Here is a 17488-nt window from a genome sequence, read left to right on the forward strand (position 1 = left end):
GCGCCTGCTGATTTGACGGCCCTTCCCCCATTACGGCAAGGTCCAGAGCGAGCAGATGGCCTTGCGGCGCTCGGGCCACGCCAGCTCGTCCGGCAGCGGCAGGGCGTCGAGTTGTGCTTCCAGCGGCGCGACCACCGCTTGCAGGCGCCGCAGCACCTCCAGATAGCCCCGCCGGGTCAGCGTCTCACTCATCACGGGCATCAGGGCCTCGACCTCGCGGTGCAGGTCCAGGGTCTCCCTTTGTAAAAGCTTCATGATCATGAGTCGGAGCACGTTATCACGCGTTGCCTTGCTGGGGGCCTTTCCCCGCTCTTTTTGGCTGTCCAGCGGGTCAGTTGCGGCCCCCGCGCCGGGTCAGGCAGGTCGCCGACGCAGGGAGCACCTGCCCTAGAATAGAGATCATGCCTCCAACTTCAGATCGTGACGTGGTCATCGTCGCTGCCGTTCGCACACCCATCGGGGCCATTCGGGGGTCGCTCGCCACCGTGCGCCCCGACGACCTCGCCGCGCTGGTGATCCGTGAGGTCGTGGCCCGCAGCGGGGTGCCCGCCACTGAAATCGAAGAAGTCATCTTCGGCTGCGCCAACCAGGCCGGCGAAGACAACCGCAACGTCGCCCGCATGGCCGCGCTGCTCGCCGGGCTGCCCGAAACGGTGGCCGGCGTGACGGTCAACCGGCTGTGCGCCTCGGGCCTCGCAGCGGTGAACATGGCCGCCCGCGCCATTCGCAACGGGGACGGCGACGTGTACGTGGTGGGCGGCGTCGAGAGCATGACCCGCGCTCCGCTGAGCATGCCCAAGGGCAGCGCGGCCTTCGCCAACGGCAACGTGACCGCCTACGACACCACCCTCGGCTGGCGCTACCCCAACCCGGCGATGGAAGCGCTCTTTCCCCTCGAAGCGATGGGGGAGACGGCGGAAAACATCGTGGGGCGCAGCCGCGAGGGGGCTTACGCAGGCGGCGAAATCACCCGCGAGCAGCAGGACGCCTTCGCGCTGGAGTCGCAGCGCCGGGCGGTGGCGGCCATCAACGCGGGCAAGTTCAAGGACGAGATCGTGCCGGTGGAAATCAAGGGCCGCAAGGGCGTGACCGTGTTCGACACCGACGAGCACCCGCGCATGAAAAAAGGTGCCGAGAGCTACGAACTGGCGACCGATCCGGACACGCTCGCCGGTCTTAAACCAGCTTTCCGCAAGGGCGGCAGCGTGACGGCGGGCAACGCTTCGGGCCTCAACGACGGGGCGGCGGCGCTGGTGCTGATGAGCGCGGAGCGGGCACGCGCCCTCGGGGTCAAGCCGCTGGCCCGCTGGGTGGGCGGCGCGGCGGCGGGCGTCGAGGCGCGGGTGATGGGCCTGGGTCCCATTCCCGCCACCCGCAAGCTGCTGGAGCGCACCGGGGTGCAGAAGGACGACCTCGACCTCATTGAACTCAACGAGGCGTTCGCGGCGCAGGCCCTCGCGTGTATGCGTGAACTCGACCTCGACCCCGAGAAGGTCAATGTCAACGGCGGTGCCGTCGCCCTGGGACATCCCCTCGGCATGAGCGGGGCGCGGCTGGTCGTTGCCCTGACCCACGAACTCGGGCGGCGACAGGGGCGCTACGGCCTGGCGACGCTGTGCGTGGGCGTCGGGCAGGGGGAGGCGGCCCTGATCGAGCGGGTCGCGGAGTGAAAGCGGTTCCCGTCCTCACCGCCCAACAGGCGGCGAGCAGGGTGAAAAGCGGACAAACGCTGCTCGTCGGCGGCTTCGGGATGACCGGCAACCCGGTGCATCTCGTCCACGCGCTCGCCGAGACGGACGTGCGGGAGCTGACCTACGTCGCCAACAACGTCGGGGAAGCGGGCCTCAGCGGCGGGCGGCTGCTCAGAAACGGGCAACTGAAAAAGGCCGTCGGCTCGTATTTCACCTCCAACCGGGAAGCGGTGCAGGCGTATCAGGGCGGCCAGCTCGACGTGCAGCTCATCCCGCAGGGCACGCTCGCCGAGGCGCTGCGGGCCGGGGGCGCGGGCATCGGCGGCTTTTTCACGCCCACCGCCGCCGGCACCGTGGTCGCTGAGGACGCCGAAACCCGCACGCTCAACGGGCAGGAGATGGTGTTCGTGCCCGCGCTGCGCGGCGACGTGGCCTTCGTCCGGGCGTGGCGCGCCGACCGCGCCGGCAACCTCCAGTACCGCCTGACCGAGCAGAACTTCAACCGGGCGATGGCGACGGCGGCAGACCTCGTGATTGCCGAGGTGGAAGAAATCGTGGAAGTGGGCGAGATCGCGCCCGAGCACGTTCACACGCCGGGCCTGTTCGTGGATTATCTGGTGCAGGCGACGCTCACGCCCGCCGATCTCGGCAGCTCGGCGGATGTCCGCAGCGGCGCCAAAAAGGTGGACGATGCCCGCCTCAACATCGCCCGCCGCGCCCTGCAGGAACTGCGCCCCGGCGACGTGGTGAACCTCGGCATCGGGATTCCGACGCTGGTGGCCGACCTGATTACGGAAGACATGAACATCAACCTGCACACCGAAAACGGGATGCTCGGCGTCGGCCCGGCCCCGGAAGGCGGCGGCGCGATGGACTACCCGGTCAACGCGGGCAAGATTCCCGTGACGGCGCTGCCCGGCGCGAGTTATTTCGATTCGGCCGACAGTTTCGCCATGATTCGCGGGCAGCACGTGGACGTGGCGGTGATGGGCGGCCTCCAGGTGGACGAGGCCGGCAACCTGGCGAACTGGGCGGTGCCCGGCAAACCGCTGCTGGGCGTGGGCGGCGCGATGGACCTGGCGAGTGGAGCGGGTCGCCTGATCGTGACCATGAACCACACCGACCCCGACGGGACGCCGAAACTCGTGCAGGAATGCACCCTGCCGCTGACGGCGCGGGGCGTGGTGGACATGGTGATCACCGAGCAAGCGGTGTTCGAGTTCGTGGACGGGCGCCTGACGCTGACCGAGTTGCAGCCGGGCGCGACGCTCGAAAGCGTGCAGGCGAGCACCGGAGCGGACTTTGATGTCCGGCTCTGAGGGCACTGACCTGCCGCGCGTGCTGGTCGTCGGCAGCGCCAACCTCGACTTCGTGACCAGGCTGTCGCACCTGCCCGCGCCCGGTGAAACCGTACTGGGCGAGTCGTACACCACCGCGCCCGGCGGCAAGGGGGCGAATCAGGCGGTGGCCTGCGCCCGCGCCGGGGGAGCAGTCGCCTTCTGCGGGGCGCTGGGCACGGACCCCTTCGCCGAACCGCTGCTCGCCTCGCTGCGCGAAAGTGGGGTGCAGGACTGGACTGTGCGCGCATCTACCCCGACAGGCGCGGCCTTTATCAGCGTGTCGGAGGCGGGCGAAAACTGCATCGCGGTGGCGTCCGGCGCGAATGGCACGCTGCGCCCCGAGCAACTGCCCCCGCTGACCGGGGTGGGTTGGCTGGTGCTGCAACTCGAAATCCCGCTGGAGACCGTGCAGGCCGCCGCTCAGGCGGCGCGGGAGGCGGGCGCCCAGGTGGTGCTCAACGCCGCGCCCGCCCGGACGCTGCCCCCCGAACTGCTGCGGCTGGTGGACGTGCTCATCGTCAACGAGGGTGAATTGCGGACGCTGATCGGGGCCACCGACCTGCGCGCAGGCGTGCGGCAGGCCCAGGCGAGTGGCCCGCGCACGGTGGTCGTCACCCTGGGAGAACGCGGCTGTCTAGCACTGAGCGGCGACGACTGGACCGAGCTGCCGGCCCTGCCCGTGCCGGTGCGCGACACGACCGGCGCGGGTGACACTTTCGTGGGCGTGCTCGTCGCAGCGCTGAGCCGAGGAGAGCCGTTCGCCGCTGCGCTGCGCTGGGCGGTGGCGGGCAGTGCCCTCGCCTGCACCCGTGAGGGCGCCCAGCCGGCGATGCCAGGGCGAGAGGAGATTCAAGCAAATCTGGGGTAAAGCCAATGAGGACTTGATCTGCCCGCGAAAGGATGGTAGATTCTTCGCCGCACCCATGAAGGGTGAACAAAAAGCGGCGACGTAGCTCAGCTGGTTAGAGCGCACGACTCATAATCGTGAGGTCGARAGTTCAAGTCTCTCTGTCGCCACCAAGAAAGACCCGCCTGGTGCGGGTCTTTTTGTTATGAAGTTTGCGAGCTGAGTACGGTGCAGGCAAAGAACCCCTTACCCGCAGCTCCCAATCGCGCGGTAAGCGACCATGAAGCCTTTGACCGGGAAGGTTAGTGTCATTGAGGCCATGCCGTTGCGGTTGACGCGAACCACCACTTTCTTCTGGGTGCTGGCGAAGGTCCGGAAGAGTTCCGAGCTGTCGTACGAAAAATCGAGCACACTCAGATTGCCCGTCTTGTAATACTCGCGCAAGGTGCCGTGAGCGTTTCGTAGACCTTGGTCGTCGGCGCGGAAGAAAAACAGCACCTTCTCACCCGCGCGGCTGCCCAGGCTCTCCTTGCTGTAAAAGCGGAAAGTCGTCTTGCCGAGATCGCACACCAGGGCCATATAGGTCTTGCCGGTGGGGTCCTCGCTGGCGTCCACGAACACCATGCTGGCGTTGCCGTGGGTCAGGGCGTCCTGAGCGAGTTTGTAGGACACCTGAGTGCCGGGAATGCTGCCCGCACTGGCAGAGGCGAAGAGGGCAGGGCAGGCGAACAGCAAAGTCTTTTTTATAGGTTCCTAGATTCGGTTGCTCTTGGCCAGGTTGCAGCGTCGGCAGAGCAGTTGCAGGTTGCCGACGCTGCTCGCCCCGCCAAGGCTGTGGGGAATCACGTGGTCAAACTCCAGATAATTGGTGTCGCCGCACTCCACACATTGGCCCTGATCGCGCTGCCACACCTCCAGTTTCACCTTCTGTGGAATGCTGCGGCTGGCCTTCTCGCCCTGCGGCATCAGCAGCAGGCGCTTGTGAATACGTACCAGGGCTTCGAGCGTCGCGGCCAGGATGAGCGGCTGAGGCACGTCATGGTAGGTGCCGCTGCCTTTTTTCACGCCCAGTTCCAGATTGATGCCATCTGGTCGCTGTTCGACGCGGAGCACCTTACCGTACTGGATATTCCAGCCCCCTTCACCGCTGCCCACGAAGTGAAGTTGGCGGTTGGTAAGGACGATTCGCCCTGTGATGTCTCGGGTCCGGGTGGCGGTGACGTGTCGGAAAGTCGCCGGCATTTCGAGGTGCGCCACCTCGCCCGCGTCCAGAATCAGGGTGCTGTCGATGGTCGACAGGTGGCCTTGCCGCAGGCGGCTGACGGTCCGCAGTTCGGCCACTCGGGCGCGCAGCGGACGCACCATCGGGTCCGGCATTTGCAGCAGTCCGACCAAGCGCTCGAACACCTCTTCCTCCTGCTCGCTGACCGCTCCATCGGACTGTGCAATGGCCAGCGTGCGTTCCAGCAGGGAGAGCGCTTCCGGGCGCACGAACTCCAGAGCCGCTCTGGCGTCCAGGCGTTCGCGGTCAACGGTGCGCTGCAAATCTTCCCATTCGCGCAGCTCCAGAATTCCGTCCGCACAGGCCGCCAGAAAGCGCGTGCGGAAGTTCTGTAAGCTCGCCGCTTCCTCCTGTGCACAGGACTTGCACAGGCCCTGGGCATTGAGTCGGGCGCCCAGTCCCGGTTTTCGCCCGCAGCGTTGGCAACTATTGCGCTCCCGCCAGGGGTCCAGCGGCGCGGAGGTCAGCGGCAACCACACTTCGGGTCCGGTCGGGGCGGGCTGACCGAAAAGGGTGGTGAGGGTGGAAAGGGTTGCTTCCCAGTCCACCGCCGGGGCCGCTGGAACTGTCGCCCCTATAAGCGGCGCGTCTTCGGCCACTTCGCCGCCGAACGATTGCAGCAGGGCCGCCAGTCCGCCGCTGAAGCCCTGAGCCACGCCCGCCACCCGCCACGCCCCCTGGTGACGGTACAGTTCCAGCAACATGACGGCCTGCTCGGTGCTGAACATGCCCGGCGTGAGCTCAAAGACGACTTCGCCGCCCTGACCGTCCATCACCCGGCTGGTGCCGCTGCCCAGGTCGGCAAAGGTCTGGTCGTCACTGGTCGCGGCCAGCAGCAGACGGTGAATTCCCAGCGGCATCCGTTCCAGGTCCAGGGTAAATGTCTGCTGATTGAGGTCCAGGCGAATGGCCCCTTCCGGGCTGCTGGTCTGGTTGTAGAAGATGAAATACCGCTCGTCGGAGAGCTTGCGCTGCTCGTCCAGGCCGAAGACACTGATATCGACTTCTCCCATGCCCGCCAGCTCTGTCTGAAGCGTGAGCTGCGTGCCGCTGAGCACCTGCGCGAGCGGAAGGCGCTGACCTTTCTGAAGATGCTGAATCACTGTTCTTTTGCCTCCGGCGCCCATCGCCGCCAGCCATGCCGGGGCGTCCAGCGGCTCTCTGACGCAACTTTTGTTTGACTGTCTTCCATCCCTAACCTGTGCACTCAACCATTCCCTGTCTTAGCCTTAGCCGATTCAGCGTCAAGAAGTTCGCTTCTATTGGAAACCGCTGTCAGAGAAGAAGAGGAGAACGGGAAGGCAGAGGGTCTTTTGCAGGACACACCTTACTTCACGCAGTAGTTGACCCAGGGAGCGGCGCCCGGCTGCCCGCTGCGTTGCAGGTGAACGGCGGTGAAAAAGTTGCCGTCCTTGGTCACACTCCGCACGAAAGTCGCGTCCAGCGGCCCAAAGCTCCTGATGGTGTTCCGCAGCAGCGTCTGGTTCTCACGGGTAAGCCAGGCGGCCACCGCGTTGCCACGCTCCGGGTTGATGTTGAAGCACTTGCTGGCAATGCGGGTCACGTTGGTGGCAAGCAGCTCGACCTCAGCGGCGCTCAGGCGGTCTTTGAAGGCAAAAACACCGACCCGGTTGAGCCGGCCCTGTGAGGTCTGGCCCATCGTGGCGACGCCGAGGGGAAGGTATTTGAGGTCACGAGCGCGCTTGCTGACCACAACGATGCCGTCTTCAACGCGGAGCTTGCCGCCGCTGCCCTGCATGTAGTCCTGGAGGGAGGTGGCGGCCTGGGCCGGACTCAGGGTGGCAAGGGCGAACAGCGGCAGCAATTTTTTCATGGGTCGTTCCTCCGTCAGGGCGCGGAGACGGTCTTGCCGCCTTTAGACTTGTTGCAAGACATGGACTCTTCGCCTTTGACTTGTCGTGTACTTCGGCTTTAAAGCTTATCAAAGCGAAGTCGAGATTGAATCTGGAGGAATGATTTGCTGCCCGTCAGCTTCTATCTAGGTTCGCTCTAAGGTCAACAAAACCCACGACGAAGCTTGCGCGAACCTCCGCTCTCAATTTGCGCGGCGAGTGCTGCCGTCGGCGCGGAGACGAAAGATTGGAACTTGACACAGCATACGGCCCGTTTTGAGCGGGCTCACCGCGCACTGCTTTTACTCGTCCATCGGAGGTGTCTCGCCCTGGGTCATCTCAGCCGTCTCTTCTTCCTTCGCCATACGCGCCACCACGCCCGCCAGCCAGTCGCGGTCGGCGCGGGTGAGGTGGTAGATACGGTCCAGGGCCAACCCGACCCCCGCCGTGCAGGGCAGGCGCATGGCTTCGTAGGCGGCCAGACGCTGCTCCAGTTCCTGCAAACGGGTCCGCAGCGCGGCCAGGGCCTCAGGCCGGGGCAGATGCTCGCTGAACATCACCGGGACATTGCCGGTCAGGATGAGGGGTTCCTCGGCGGCGAGCTGAGCGGCGAGCATGGCCTGAAACTTGTCCTGGCCGCCCGGGGTCAGGTGGTAGACCTTGCGGTTGGGCCGCTGGCCGTGCTGCTCCAGGCGGCTCGCGACCAGCCCGTGCTGCTCCAGCCGGTCGAGCAGTTGATAGGCCGTCGCCTTGTTGAGCCGGATGACGTTGTGCAGGGTATGCTCGATAAAGTCGTTGATCTCATAACCGTGCCGGTCCTGTTCGGTCAGCAACCCGAGCAGCAGCAGCACACGTTCGTCTTCCGGCAGCGGGGGAAGGGATGAAGATTCGGGTGACATATCCTCATTCTAAATTAGTTAGTTTTGACTATTGTGCTGGTGACTGATTTCAGAAGGAGATGATCCCATGCAACGCCGACGTAACCGCCCCGCTTCTCGCCGCTCCTCTTCCAAACGCCGCACTCTGTTTAGGGTCCTGGCCCTGGTCGGGGTGGCCGCCGCGCTCGTCGCCTGCGCTCCCGCTCTGCAACAGTCTCAGGCGGGCGGCGCCGCGACCTCGCAGCTTCGCCCTGCCGTCAGCGGTGAGCAGCGGTTCCTGACCCTCCTCGGTTTCGGGCGCGTGGGCTACTACGCCGATACGCGCGGCAGTGGTCGCCCGCTGATTCTGACCCACGCCGTCAACGCCGCCGCGAGCGCCTACGAAGTCAAGCCGCTGTGGGACACCTACGCGGGCAAGCGTCCGGTGTACGCGCTGGAATGGCCCGGTTTCGGCCAGAGTGACCGTCCCGACGCCACCTACACCCCCGAGCTGATGTCGCAGGCGCTGCTCGCGCTGGTGGCCGAGCTGAATACCGACGTGGATGTGGTCGCCCTGTCGCTGGGCAGCGAATTTGCCGCCCGCGCCGCCTTGCAGGAACCGCGCATCCGCAGCCTCGTCCTCATCAGCCCCAGCGGTCTGGGTCAGCCCAAGGGGCCCTCGCAGCAGGCCACCTCTGACGACGGCGGCAAGGGCCTGTACAGCCGTCTGCGCCGCATTGACGACCTGCTCTACGGCACGTTGCGGACCCGGCCCAGCATCCACTACTTCCTCAGCCGCAGCTTCCGGGGGCCGGTGCCCGAAGAAGTCATCGACTACAGCATGGAAACGAGCCGGCAGCCGGGCGCCAAGTACGCGCCGGTGTACTTCGTGAGTGGCCGCCTCTTCGACCGCGACGGCTATCAGAACCTGTACCGCCCGCTCAAGACGCCCACGCTGGTGCTGTACGACCAAGACGGCTTCGTTTCGTTTGACCGCCTGCCGCTGTTTGCCCAGCAGCCGGGCGTGCGGGCCGCGCGTATCGCCGGTACCGACGGCCTGCCGCAGTGGGAAAAGCTGCCCGAGGTCAGGGCCGCCCTCGACGCCTTCTGGCAGGAGCAGTAACATCCGCTTCACCGGGCGGGAGCGTTCCCCCAGAAGAAGGGGCGCTCCCGCCGTTTGTTTTCTTTCTTGCCCGGCCCCCGCGCGCCCTGACCCCCCGAGGACCCTATGACCCAAGCGCCCACCCCGCGTCCCGCTGCTGACCCGGCCCACTACATCAACTACGCCGAGCTGCTCGACCTGCGGACCAAGAAGTTCATCGTCTTCGGCGTACTGCTGGCGCTCTTTCTCAGTGCCCTCGACCAGACCATCGTCTCGGCGGCGTTGCCCCGCATCGTCAGCGAACTCAACGGCCTGAACCTGTATTCGTGGGTGACGACCGCCTACCTGCTCTCAAGCGCCGCGCTGGTACCCATCTACGGCAAACTCTCCGACCTCTACGGGCGCAAGCCGGTGCTGGTGTTTGGCATCGTGGTGTTTTTGATCGGTAGCGCCCTGTGCGGTCTGAGCGGCGAACCCTTTCTCGGCAACCTCTTCGGCAGCCCGATGATGCAACTCGTCGTGTTTCGCGGGCTGCAAGGCATCGGCGCGGCGGCGCTCGCCACCGTCGCGTTCGCCATCGTCGCCGACCTTTTCGAGCCGCGTGAGCGGGCCAAATACCAGGGTCTCTTCGGCGCCGTATTCGGCCTTTCGAGTGTGGTCGGGCCACTGCTCGGCGGCTTTTTGACCGACCAGTTGTCGTGGCGCTGGGTGTTCTATGTCAACGTGCCCATCGGCCTCGTCGCGCTCGCCGTCATCTTTGCCAGGATGCCCCGGCTCGCCAGCGGGCTGAGGGGCTCGGTGGATTATCTGGGCGCCGTGCTTATCGTCATCTTTACCGTGCCGCTGCTGCTCGCGCTCACCTGGGGCGCCGACGGCACGGCGGGCTGGACCGACGCGAAGATGCTCGGCTTGTTCGGCACCTCGCTCGCCGCGCTGCTGGCCTTCATCTTCTGGGAGCGGCGGCATGAGAGCCCCATCGTGCCACTGACGCTCTTTGCCGACCCGACCATCGCCTGGACGATGACCTCGCGCTTTTTGCTGGGGGCTGGGTTCCTCGGCGCGGTGCTGTTTCTGACGCTGTATCTGGTCAACGTGGCGGGCTTCAGCGCGACCGGCGCCGGGCTCGCCACGCTGCCGCTGACGCTGGGCTTCGTCATCGGTGCCCAGGGATCGGGCCTGCTCGCCGCCCGCAGCGGACACTACAAGTCGCTGCTCGTCGGCGCGTATGTGGTGGCGGTGCTCGCCTTCTGGTGGCTCTCCACGGTGCAGGTGGACACGCCCTACGGCCTGCTTGCCGCGCGCATGTTCCTGGTGGGCCTGGGGCTGGGGCCGTCGGTGTCGCTCTTTACGCTCGCCGCCCAGAACGCGGTGGCGCCTTATCAAATAGGGGTGGTGACCTCGGTGGGCACCTTTTTCCAGCAGCTCGGCGGAACCATCGGCATTGCCCTCTTCGGCGCCATTTTGACCAGCAGCCTCAGCAGCCAGCTCAGCACCAACCTGGCCGCCGTGGTTCGCGACGCGCCGCCGCAGCTTCAGGCGCAGCTCCAGCAGTTCAGTCCGCAGGGCGGGGCGCGGCGCTCGCAGGGCAGCTTCGACGTGCAAAAGACCAAAGCCCAGGCCGCAGCCAGCGTCGCCAGCGCCTTTGACCGGCAGACGGCCATCATTGAAGCCGCCGTGCGGAGCGGTGACCCGGCGCGCCTGAGTGCCTTGCAGAGTGATACTCGCCTGAGCCCCGAGGTGCGCGCCAACCTAGGCCGCATTCCCGCCGCGGCCATTCGCTCGCCGCAGGGCCAGGAGCAGGTCATCAGCGGCCTGCGCCGGGGGATACAGCCCGCCCGGCAGGCCGCCATCCGGCAAACCAAAGACACCATTGACGCGGTGGGCTTCGCCATTCGCACCAGTTTCGCCCACGCCATCGCGCAGATTTTCCGCGCCGGCATCGGGGTGATGGTGCTCGCGCTGCTCGCGGTGCTGATGCTGCCTGACCGCCGCCTCGACCTGCGCCGCCCGGCTCCGGCAGCTCCACCCGTCAGCGAGGGGCCGCCCAGCGAGGGCTGAGGGGTTCAGCCGCACTGCAACCAAGAAGCCAGCACTGAGCGGCGGAGCGCACTACCCTGAGGGGGATGAGCACTCCGCCGCTGTTGCGTCCCGTGCGCCCCGACGACGAGGCCGCCGTGAGCGCGGTCGCCTACGCCACCGGGTTTTTCGGGGCGAGCGCCGCCCGCTATTTTCCGGCCCGCGAACTGTTCGGGCGGCTGTGGGTCACGCCCTACCTGCGCGGAATGCCGCCGTGCGGTTTCGTGGCGCAGCTCGGCGGGCAGACGGTGGGCTACATCATCGGATCGCCGTCCTGGGACACCTACGCCCGCGCCCTGCGGCGCACCGTGCCTCACTCGCTGTGGGAAGCGTGGCCGGCGCCGCAGGAGGTGGTGCCCAGCCTGCGCTTCTTGCTGCGCTCGGCCCGCTACGCCCTGCCGCACGCAGACGCGGCGCGCTACCCGGCCCACTTGCACCTCAACCTGCTGCCCGAGGCGCGGGGGCACCACCTCGGCGAGCAACTGCTGCTCACCTATCTGGACGAACTGCGTCGGCGCGGGGCGTGTGGCGTGCAGCTTTCCACCACCGAGGAAAATGTCGCCGCCGTGCACCTGTACCGCAAAGCCGGGTTCACGGTCCTGAGCGAAGCCCGCACGCCGCTCTGGACGCCCTGGCTGGGCCGCCCGACCCGGCAGCTGGTGATGGGCCGCATCCTGTAACGGCACTGGCCGGGGGGCTTCAGGGCTGAAGCACGCCAAACCCGCTGTCCTCGGGGCCGACCTCGCCCGGCGGGGTGGTTTCCTCGGCGGGGGTGGGGTGCTCGGGGAGCGGGGCGGGCGAGAGCAGCTCGTTTTCGCGCACGAACGCCCGCATGAAGCGGCCCATCACGCGGGTCTGGGTCTGGTAGGTGTTCACCGCGCTCAGCTTGACCTGCTCCTGCTCGGGGGTCAGCGCCACCTTCTGCCAGGGCAAGCGGGCGGCGCGCGGCGGAAGCGTGAGCCCCAGCGTGGGGTGCAGGCCTTTGGGCAGCGGCCACTCCACCCCGCCGTGCACGACCCAGAAGCGCAGCCGGTCTTCCTGCTGCCGCTCGCCCATCAGCCGCAGGGCGATGTAGGAGAGCGTGTGGTGGTCGGCGTGAAAGTCCTGCGGCGCCGGCGCCAGCACCACATCGGGCTGCACCCGGTCGAGCACGCGGCGCAGGTCGGTTTCCAGATTGCGCCCGGTGAAGGCGTGGCCGGGTGTCAGCGCGCCCGTCACGTACACCCGGCTCGCCTGGGTGCGAGGGGCAGTAAACGGCGTCGCGTAGTTGGTGGTGAACAGCCGGAACAGCCCTCCGTCGGGGTAGCCGAGCATGAAGGTGTGGTCGGCAGGCACGCCCAGCACCGCCGCCGCCCGCTCGGCCTCGCCTGCCCGCGTTTGCCCGAGCGCCCGCATGTTGTGGGGACGCGGTACGAGCACATGCTCGGTCAGGGCCGCGTCGAATTCGAAGCCGTCGCCCGCCGTCATCCAGGCGATAAAGACCTCGGCGCCCGCCGCCCGCGCCTGCTGCACGGTGCCGCCGCAGCACAGCGTCTCGTCGTCCGGGTGCGGCGCGAGCAGCAGCACCCGCTGCCCGGCGCGGAAGGGAGGCGTGCCTGCCAGCCTGGCGACCTGCCGCTCACCCCCGAACCAGCGGGCGACCAGCGGCGAATTGATCCAGGCCGCCAGCCCCAGGCCCACCACGGCAATGACCACCCACCACCACTGCGCCGACCACGCCCGGCTGCCACTCCACCAACGTCCCTGCGCCATCGCTCGCCTCCCCGGGGCAGCATAGCCGCAGCGGCGCCAGGGAACTGCCGGGCCGGGGAGGAGAAGGTGTTCGAGCCATCCGTTGGCCCCGTTTCCCTATCTCAACGCCGCCTCTACCGCCGCCTGAGCGTCGAGCACCTTCAGGCCGTCCACCTGCCGGGCACTTGCCAGCAGCCGGGCGCGGACCTGGGCGGCGCTGAGGCTGGGGTTGGCGCCCCACATCAGCGAGACCACGCCGCTGACGAGGGGGGCCGCCTCGCTCGTTCCGGCCCGCAGCGCGTAGCCGTTTTGCTCGGTGGTGTTCAGGGTCAGCAGGTCGTCGGGCCCCGACACCAGGCAACCGGCAGCGCTGCTGGTCACGCTGGCGCTGGTGCCCGCGTTGCCGCCCGGCGCGACGATATCGAGTTGCCGTGACCCGCTCGCGGCGCCGGGGCGAGCGCTGTAGCAGGCGAGGCGGTCCTCGCGGCCCAGCGCCCCCACGGCAATCACGTCGGGGTGACTCGCCGGAAAGTAGATGCCGTCGTTGCTGGTGTTGCCCGCCGCCGCGACCAGCACCGCCTGCCGCGCCGCCGCCGTAATCGCCTGATTGAGCGCCGGATCGCTGAGCTTGCCCGGAATGCCGAGGCTCATGTTGATGACCCGCGCCCCCTGCGCCGCCGCGTAGTTCAGCCCGCCGATGAGCGAGACGGTGGAGGCGCCGTCCTCGCCGAGCACCTTGACCGGCAGCAGAGTGCCGTGCCACAGCAGCCCGCTCAGGCCCAGGCCGTTGTCTGTAGTCGCCCCGATCAGCCCCGCGCTGCTGGTGCCGTGCCCGCGTCCCTGCGAACTGTTCGCCGACACTTCCGGCGCGCCCACCGCGAAGCCGCCCTGGTTGTCGAAGGTGCAGCCCATCAGCAGCCGCCCCGTCAGGTCGAGGTGATTCTTGTCGGCCCCGGTGTCGAGCACCGCCGTCAGCACGCCGTTTTTGGAGCGGCCCGCCGCGTCGAGCGCCTGCCACGCCTCGTCCGCGCCGATGCGGGTCAGGTAGGACTGAACGTAGGTGCGGTCACCCACCCTCACGCCCCGGTTGCCGGGAAAGCCGGGGTCACTCGCGGCCAGTGAGGAGTAGCGGTAATTGGGCTGGGTGCGGAGCCCCGCGCCGCTCAGCCGCCCGGCAAAGGTGGCGTCCCTTTCCCCCGCCGGGGTGCGGGCCAGCAACAAGCCTTGGCCGACCTCCAGTGTGGAGACGCCACTCAGCGCCGACACCGCCTGCGCCCTGAGGTTGCGGCCCGTAAACACCAGCACTTCGCCGGGCACGTGGGGCGCCTCCCAATTGACAGCCGCCCCATCGTTCGCCGTTTCCCCTGCACCGCCTATCCCTGCCGCCGTGAAGTACAGGGCACTCGCCGGGCGACACGTTGCCGCGTCAGGCGCAGGCGTCGCCGAACCGCCTGTGCCCGCCGGAGGCGTCTGGGGAGACTGAGAGCCGTTGGCTCCGCAGCCCGTGAGGGCCAGGCCGGCCAGCAGCGAAAGGGAAAGCAGACGCACGATCTTCACATTCTCCTCATACACCGCCGCGCTGAGGGGGGCATGAGGCGCATTCTCGGTAAACCTACCCCTAAAGCGAAAAAAACAGTGCCTGGCGCGGAACTATCCCTTTTCTGACTGCTCGGGTCCTGGGGAAACGGCGTTTTGACGGCGAATTTTGAGGCCCTGGCCTTAATGAAGGCGTCCCAGAGGGGCTCTATCCCCCTTTGCCCCCCTTCACAGCCGCAAAGAGATATGTCATGCTGCTCACCATGACGAAAAAGTCTACCAAGGCCCCTGCCAAAAAGGCTGCTCCCGCCGCCAAAGCCGCCCCTGCCGCCAAGCGCGGCGCTGCCGCCGACAGCGGCAAGGTCGCCAAGACCCAGCTGGTCGAAATGGTGGCTGACCAGACCGGCCTGACCAAGAAGCAGAGCGAAGAAGCCATCAGCTCCATGCTCGAGTGCGTGGTCAGCGCTCTGCAAAGCGGCAAGAGCGTCGGCCTGCCCGGCCTCGGCACCCTCTCGGTCAAGGAAACCGCCGCCCGCACCGGCGTGCGCCCCGGCACCAGCGAAAAGATCCAGATTCCCGCCGGCAAGAAGGTCGCATTCAAGGTCGCCAGCACCCTCAAGGGCAACCTGTAAGCGGGTTCGTCCCTGACCGCTCCCTCCGGTGACGGGGGGAGTTTTTTTGGCTTTCTCGGTGGGGAGTTAGCGGGCCAGCCGCTCCCCGCCGACGTACACTTCCTGAACTTCCAAGTCGTCATTGAGCACCACCAGGTCGGCGCGCTTGCCCACCCGCAGTTCGCCCCGGTCCTCCAGCCCCAGCGAGCGGGCGGGGGCGAGGCTGAGCATCCGGCTCGCTTCAGGCAGGGGAACGCCCACTGACACAGCATTTTTCAGGGCCACGTCCATCGTCAGGACGCTACCGGCCAGACTGCCGTTGGCCAGCGCTGCACGCCCCCCGGTGACGGTGACGGGCTGCCCGCCGAGTTCGCTCTCGCCGTCGCCTTGCCCGGCAGCGCGCATGGCGTCGGTGATGAGCAGGATGCGCTCCGAGGCCGCCGCGCGCGCGAGCAGGAAGCTCAGCGGGTGCAGGTGAAAGCCGTCGAGGATCATCTCGGCGAAGGCGTGCGGGTCGGCCAGCAGCGCCCCCGGCACCCCCGGTTCGCGGCCCTGAATGCCGCCCATCGCGTTGAAGAGGTGGGTGCCCGCCGTGCGCCCGCCCGCCGCGTGAACCGCCTGCAAGCACGCGCGCACGGTGTCCGCGTCCGCTGCCGTGTGCCCAATGCCCACGCGCACGCCGGCCTGCGCGAAGGTGAGTGCGGCGGCCAGGCCGCCCTCCACTTCGGGTGCCAGCGTGACGGCGCTCACCACGTCCAGCGCGAGCACTTCGGCCACCCGCTCAGGCGTCGGCGCCAGCGTGCAGGGTGGCTGGGCCCCAAGGCGCTGGGGGCTGATGAACGGCCCTTCGAGGTGCGCTCCGGGCACGTCGGCGCCGCCGGGCACGCCACCCGCGTCCATCACCTCGCGCACGCCGCGCAGGGCCGCAAGCACCTTGTCCCAGGGATTGGTCATCGTGGTGGGCAGCAGGGTCGTCGTCCCATGCCGGGCGTGCAGCCGCGCCAGGGTGCGGACGCCCTCCGCGCCGTCCATCGCGTCGCCGCCGCCCCCGCCGTGGAGGTGGGTGTCCACGAAACCGGGGAGGATGAGTGGGCCGTTTATCGGCCCCTCCTCCAGTGCCGTGATGTGGGTGCCGAAGTGCAGGGTGCCGGACACGAAAGAGCCGCCCGGCAACAGCAGGCGGCCACTCAGAGAAGAGGGGGAGGTCATACCTCCCAGTGTAATTACTCGTGGATGTCGGCCCCAGTTTTCTGGCGCAGTTCGTCGAGGGTCACGCCCGGCGCGAGTTCGACTAGCTTCAGGCCCTGCGGCGTCACATCCAGCACCCCGAGGTCGGTGATGATACGGTCCACCACCCCCTGCCCCGTCAGCGGCAGGGTGCATTCACGCAAAATCTTATGTGCGTCCCCCTTCGCCACGTGCTCCATCAGCACCACCACCCGCTGCACCCCAGCCACCAGGTCCATCGCCCCGCCCATCCCCTTGACCATCTTGCCGGGAATCATCCAGTTCGCGAGGTCGCCCGTCTCACTCACCTGCATCGCCCCCAGAATGGCGAGGTTGACGTGTCCGCCGCGAATCATCGCAAACGAATCGGCACTCGAAAAAAAGCTTGCCCCCGGCAACGCCGTCACCGTCTGCTTCCCGGCATTGATGAGGTCGGGATCGACCTCATCCTCGGTCGGAAAAGGACCAATGCCGAGCAGTCCGTTTTCGGACTGCAACCACACGCTCATCCCCGCCGGGATGTGGTTGGCGACCAGCGTGGGCAAGCCGATGCCGAGGTTGACGTAGTACCCGTCTTGCAATTCCTGCGCGGCGCGGGCGGCCATCTCGTCTCTGGTCCAGGGCATTACTGCCTCACCGTCCTTTGTTCGATGCGTTTTTCAGGCGTGGCATTGACGACCACCCGCTGCACGAAGATGCCGGGGGTGTCGATGTGGTCAGGGTCGAGGTCACCGACCTCCACGATCTCTTCCACCTCGGCCACCGTGACTTTGCCGCAAGTTGCGGCCAGCGGATTGAAGTTCCGGGCGGTCTTGCGGTAGACGAGATTCCCGGCGCGGTCAGCCTTCCACGCCTTGACGAGCGCGAGGTCGGCGCGGATGCCGCGTTCCAGGATGTAGGTTTCGCCGTCGAAATCCTTGTGTTCCTTGCCCTCGGCGACGAGGGTGCCGACGCCCGTTTTGGTGTAGAAGCCGGGAATGCCGGCGCCGCCGGCGCGCATCCGCTCGGCGAGGGTGCCCTGGGGGGTGAACTCGAGTTCGAGTTCACCGGAAAGGTACTGCCGCTCGAACTCCTTGTTCTCGCCGACATAGCTCGAAATCATCTTGCGAATCTGACGGGTTTGCAGCAGTAGGCCCAGCCCCCAGCCGTCCACGCCCGCGTTGTTGCTGACGGCGGTCAGGTCTTTGGCGCCGCTGTCGCGCAGCGCGACGATGAGCTGCTCGGGAATGCCGCAGAGTCCGAAGCCCCCCACAGCGACGGTCTGCCCGTCGTGCACGATGTCCCTCAGCGCCTCAGCAGCACTTGGATATTCCTTATTCATGGTGGGAACAGTGT

The 17488-nt window shown here is 67.2% G+C and carries 17 protein-coding genes and 1 tRNA gene; 8 read left to right on the forward strand and 10 right to left on the reverse strand.

Going from position 1 to position 17488, the window contains the following annotated elements; all coding sequences use genetic code 11:
- Positions 1-30: 30 nt before the first annotated feature.
- Positions 31-255, reverse strand: a complete 225-nt coding sequence (locus DR_RS13835; RefSeq protein WP_164928018.1) for a hypothetical protein — start codon at positions 253-255, stop codon at positions 31-33.
- 146 nt (positions 256-401) lie between these two features.
- Between DR_RS13835 and DR_RS13840 the strand changes: the two genes are divergently transcribed.
- The 4 genes from DR_RS13840 (at position 402) to DR_RS13855 (ending at position 4051) form a co-directional block, all read left to right on the forward strand.
- Entirely contained in the window at positions 402-1670 is a 1269-nt protein-coding gene (locus tag DR_RS13840; protein ID WP_027479723.1) for a thiolase family protein, read from the forward strand.
- Entirely contained in the window at positions 1667-3010 is a 1344-nt protein-coding gene (locus DR_RS13845; protein ID WP_027479724.1) for a 3-oxoacid CoA-transferase subunit B, read from the forward strand. Before DR_RS13840 ends, DR_RS13845 begins: the two co-directional genes overlap by 4 nt.
- Entirely contained in the window at positions 2997-3899 is a 903-nt protein-coding gene (locus DR_RS13850; protein ID WP_010889314.1) for a ribokinase, read from the forward strand. Before DR_RS13845 ends, DR_RS13850 begins: the two co-directional genes overlap by 14 nt.
- A gap of 75 nt (positions 3900-3974) precedes the next feature.
- Positions 3975-4051: transfer RNA gene (locus tag DR_RS13855), tRNA-Met, on the forward strand.
- A gap of 73 nt (positions 4052-4124) precedes the next feature.
- On the opposite strand, the gene DR_RS13860 is transcribed toward DR_RS13855, so the two are convergent.
- The 4 genes from DR_RS13860 to DR_RS13875 all read right to left on the reverse strand — a co-directional run bounded on the left by DR_RS13860 (position 4125) and on the right by DR_RS13875 (position 7912).
- A complete protein-coding gene (locus DR_RS13860) occupies positions 4125-4613 on the reverse strand; it encodes a hypothetical protein (protein ID WP_010889315.1) in 489 nt (162 codons plus the stop codon).
- Between the two features lie 18 nt (positions 4614-4631).
- Entirely contained in the window at positions 4632-6263 is a 1632-nt protein-coding gene (locus DR_RS13865) for a TerD family protein (protein WP_162177623.1), read from the reverse strand.
- A 224-nt stretch (positions 6264-6487) separates the two neighbouring features.
- Positions 6488-6994, reverse strand: a complete 507-nt coding sequence (locus tag DR_RS13870; RefSeq protein WP_010889317.1) for a hypothetical protein — start codon at positions 6992-6994, stop codon at positions 6488-6490.
- Positions 6995-7315: 321 nt separating this feature from the next.
- Positions 7316-7912, reverse strand: a complete 597-nt coding sequence (locus tag DR_RS13875; RefSeq protein ID WP_010889318.1) for a PadR family transcriptional regulator — start codon at positions 7910-7912, stop codon at positions 7316-7318.
- A gap of 67 nt (positions 7913-7979) precedes the next feature.
- Between DR_RS13875 and DR_RS13880 the strand changes: the two genes are divergently transcribed.
- The 3 genes from DR_RS13880 to DR_RS13890 all read left to right on the forward strand — a co-directional run bounded on the left by DR_RS13880 (position 7980) and on the right by DR_RS13890 (position 11728).
- Entirely contained in the window at positions 7980-8993 is a 1014-nt protein-coding gene (locus tag DR_RS13880) for an alpha/beta fold hydrolase (protein ID WP_010889319.1), read from the forward strand.
- A gap of 105 nt (positions 8994-9098) precedes the next feature.
- Entirely contained in the window at positions 9099-11030 is a 1932-nt protein-coding gene (locus DR_RS13885) for an MDR family MFS transporter (RefSeq protein ID WP_010889320.1), read from the forward strand.
- A gap of 65 nt (positions 11031-11095) precedes the next feature.
- Entirely contained in the window at positions 11096-11728 is a 633-nt protein-coding gene (locus DR_RS13890; RefSeq protein WP_010889321.1) for a GNAT family N-acetyltransferase, read from the forward strand.
- Positions 11729-11747: 19 nt separating this feature from the next.
- Here the strand turns inward: DR_RS13890 and DR_RS13895 are convergent, their stop codons facing one another.
- Together DR_RS13895 and DR_RS13900 are read right to left on the reverse strand one after the other, a co-directional pair.
- Positions 11748-12800, reverse strand: coding sequence for a PIG-L deacetylase family protein (locus tag DR_RS13895; protein ID WP_010889322.1), 1053 nt, complete (start codon positions 12798-12800; stop codon positions 11748-11750).
- Between the two features lie 96 nt (positions 12801-12896).
- On the reverse strand, positions 12897-14336 hold the full coding sequence (locus tag DR_RS13900) for a S8 family peptidase (protein WP_227086043.1): 1440 nt from the start codon (positions 14334-14336) through the stop codon (positions 12897-12899).
- A gap of 230 nt (positions 14337-14566) precedes the next feature.
- Here DR_RS13900 and DR_RS13905 point away from each other — a divergent pair, with 230 nt between their 5' ends.
- Positions 14567-14947: an HU family DNA-binding protein gene (locus tag DR_RS13905; RefSeq protein WP_027479725.1), complete on the forward strand. Its 381-nt coding sequence runs from the start codon at positions 14567-14569 to the stop codon at positions 14945-14947.
- Positions 14948-15013: 66 nt separating this feature from the next.
- Here DR_RS13905 and nagA read toward each other — a convergent pair whose 3' ends face one another.
- The 3 genes from nagA to DR_RS13920 are packed head-to-tail and all read right to left on the reverse strand — an operon-like array spanning position 15014 to position 17474.
- Positions 15014-16135, reverse strand: coding sequence for an N-acetylglucosamine-6-phosphate deacetylase (gene nagA, locus DR_RS13910; RefSeq protein WP_010889325.1), 1122 nt, complete (start codon positions 16133-16135; stop codon positions 15014-15016).
- A 14-nt stretch (positions 16136-16149) separates the two neighbouring features.
- The gene (locus DR_RS13915; protein ID WP_010889326.1) at positions 16150-16779 is read right to left on the reverse strand and encodes a CoA transferase subunit B; all 630 of its coding nucleotides are present in this window, start codon (positions 16777-16779) and stop codon (positions 16150-16152) included.
- Entirely contained in the window at positions 16779-17474 is a 696-nt protein-coding gene (locus DR_RS13920; protein WP_010889327.1) for a CoA transferase subunit A, read from the reverse strand. The genes DR_RS13915 and DR_RS13920 overlap by 1 nt, the downstream gene beginning before the upstream one ends.
- Positions 17475-17488: the final 14 nt, after the last annotated feature.

The sequence above is a fragment of the Deinococcus radiodurans R1 = ATCC 13939 = DSM 20539 genome (assembly GCF_000008565.1).
In the GTDB taxonomy this organism is placed as follows: Bacteria; Deinococcota; Deinococci; order Deinococcales; family Deinococcaceae; genus Deinococcus; species Deinococcus radiodurans.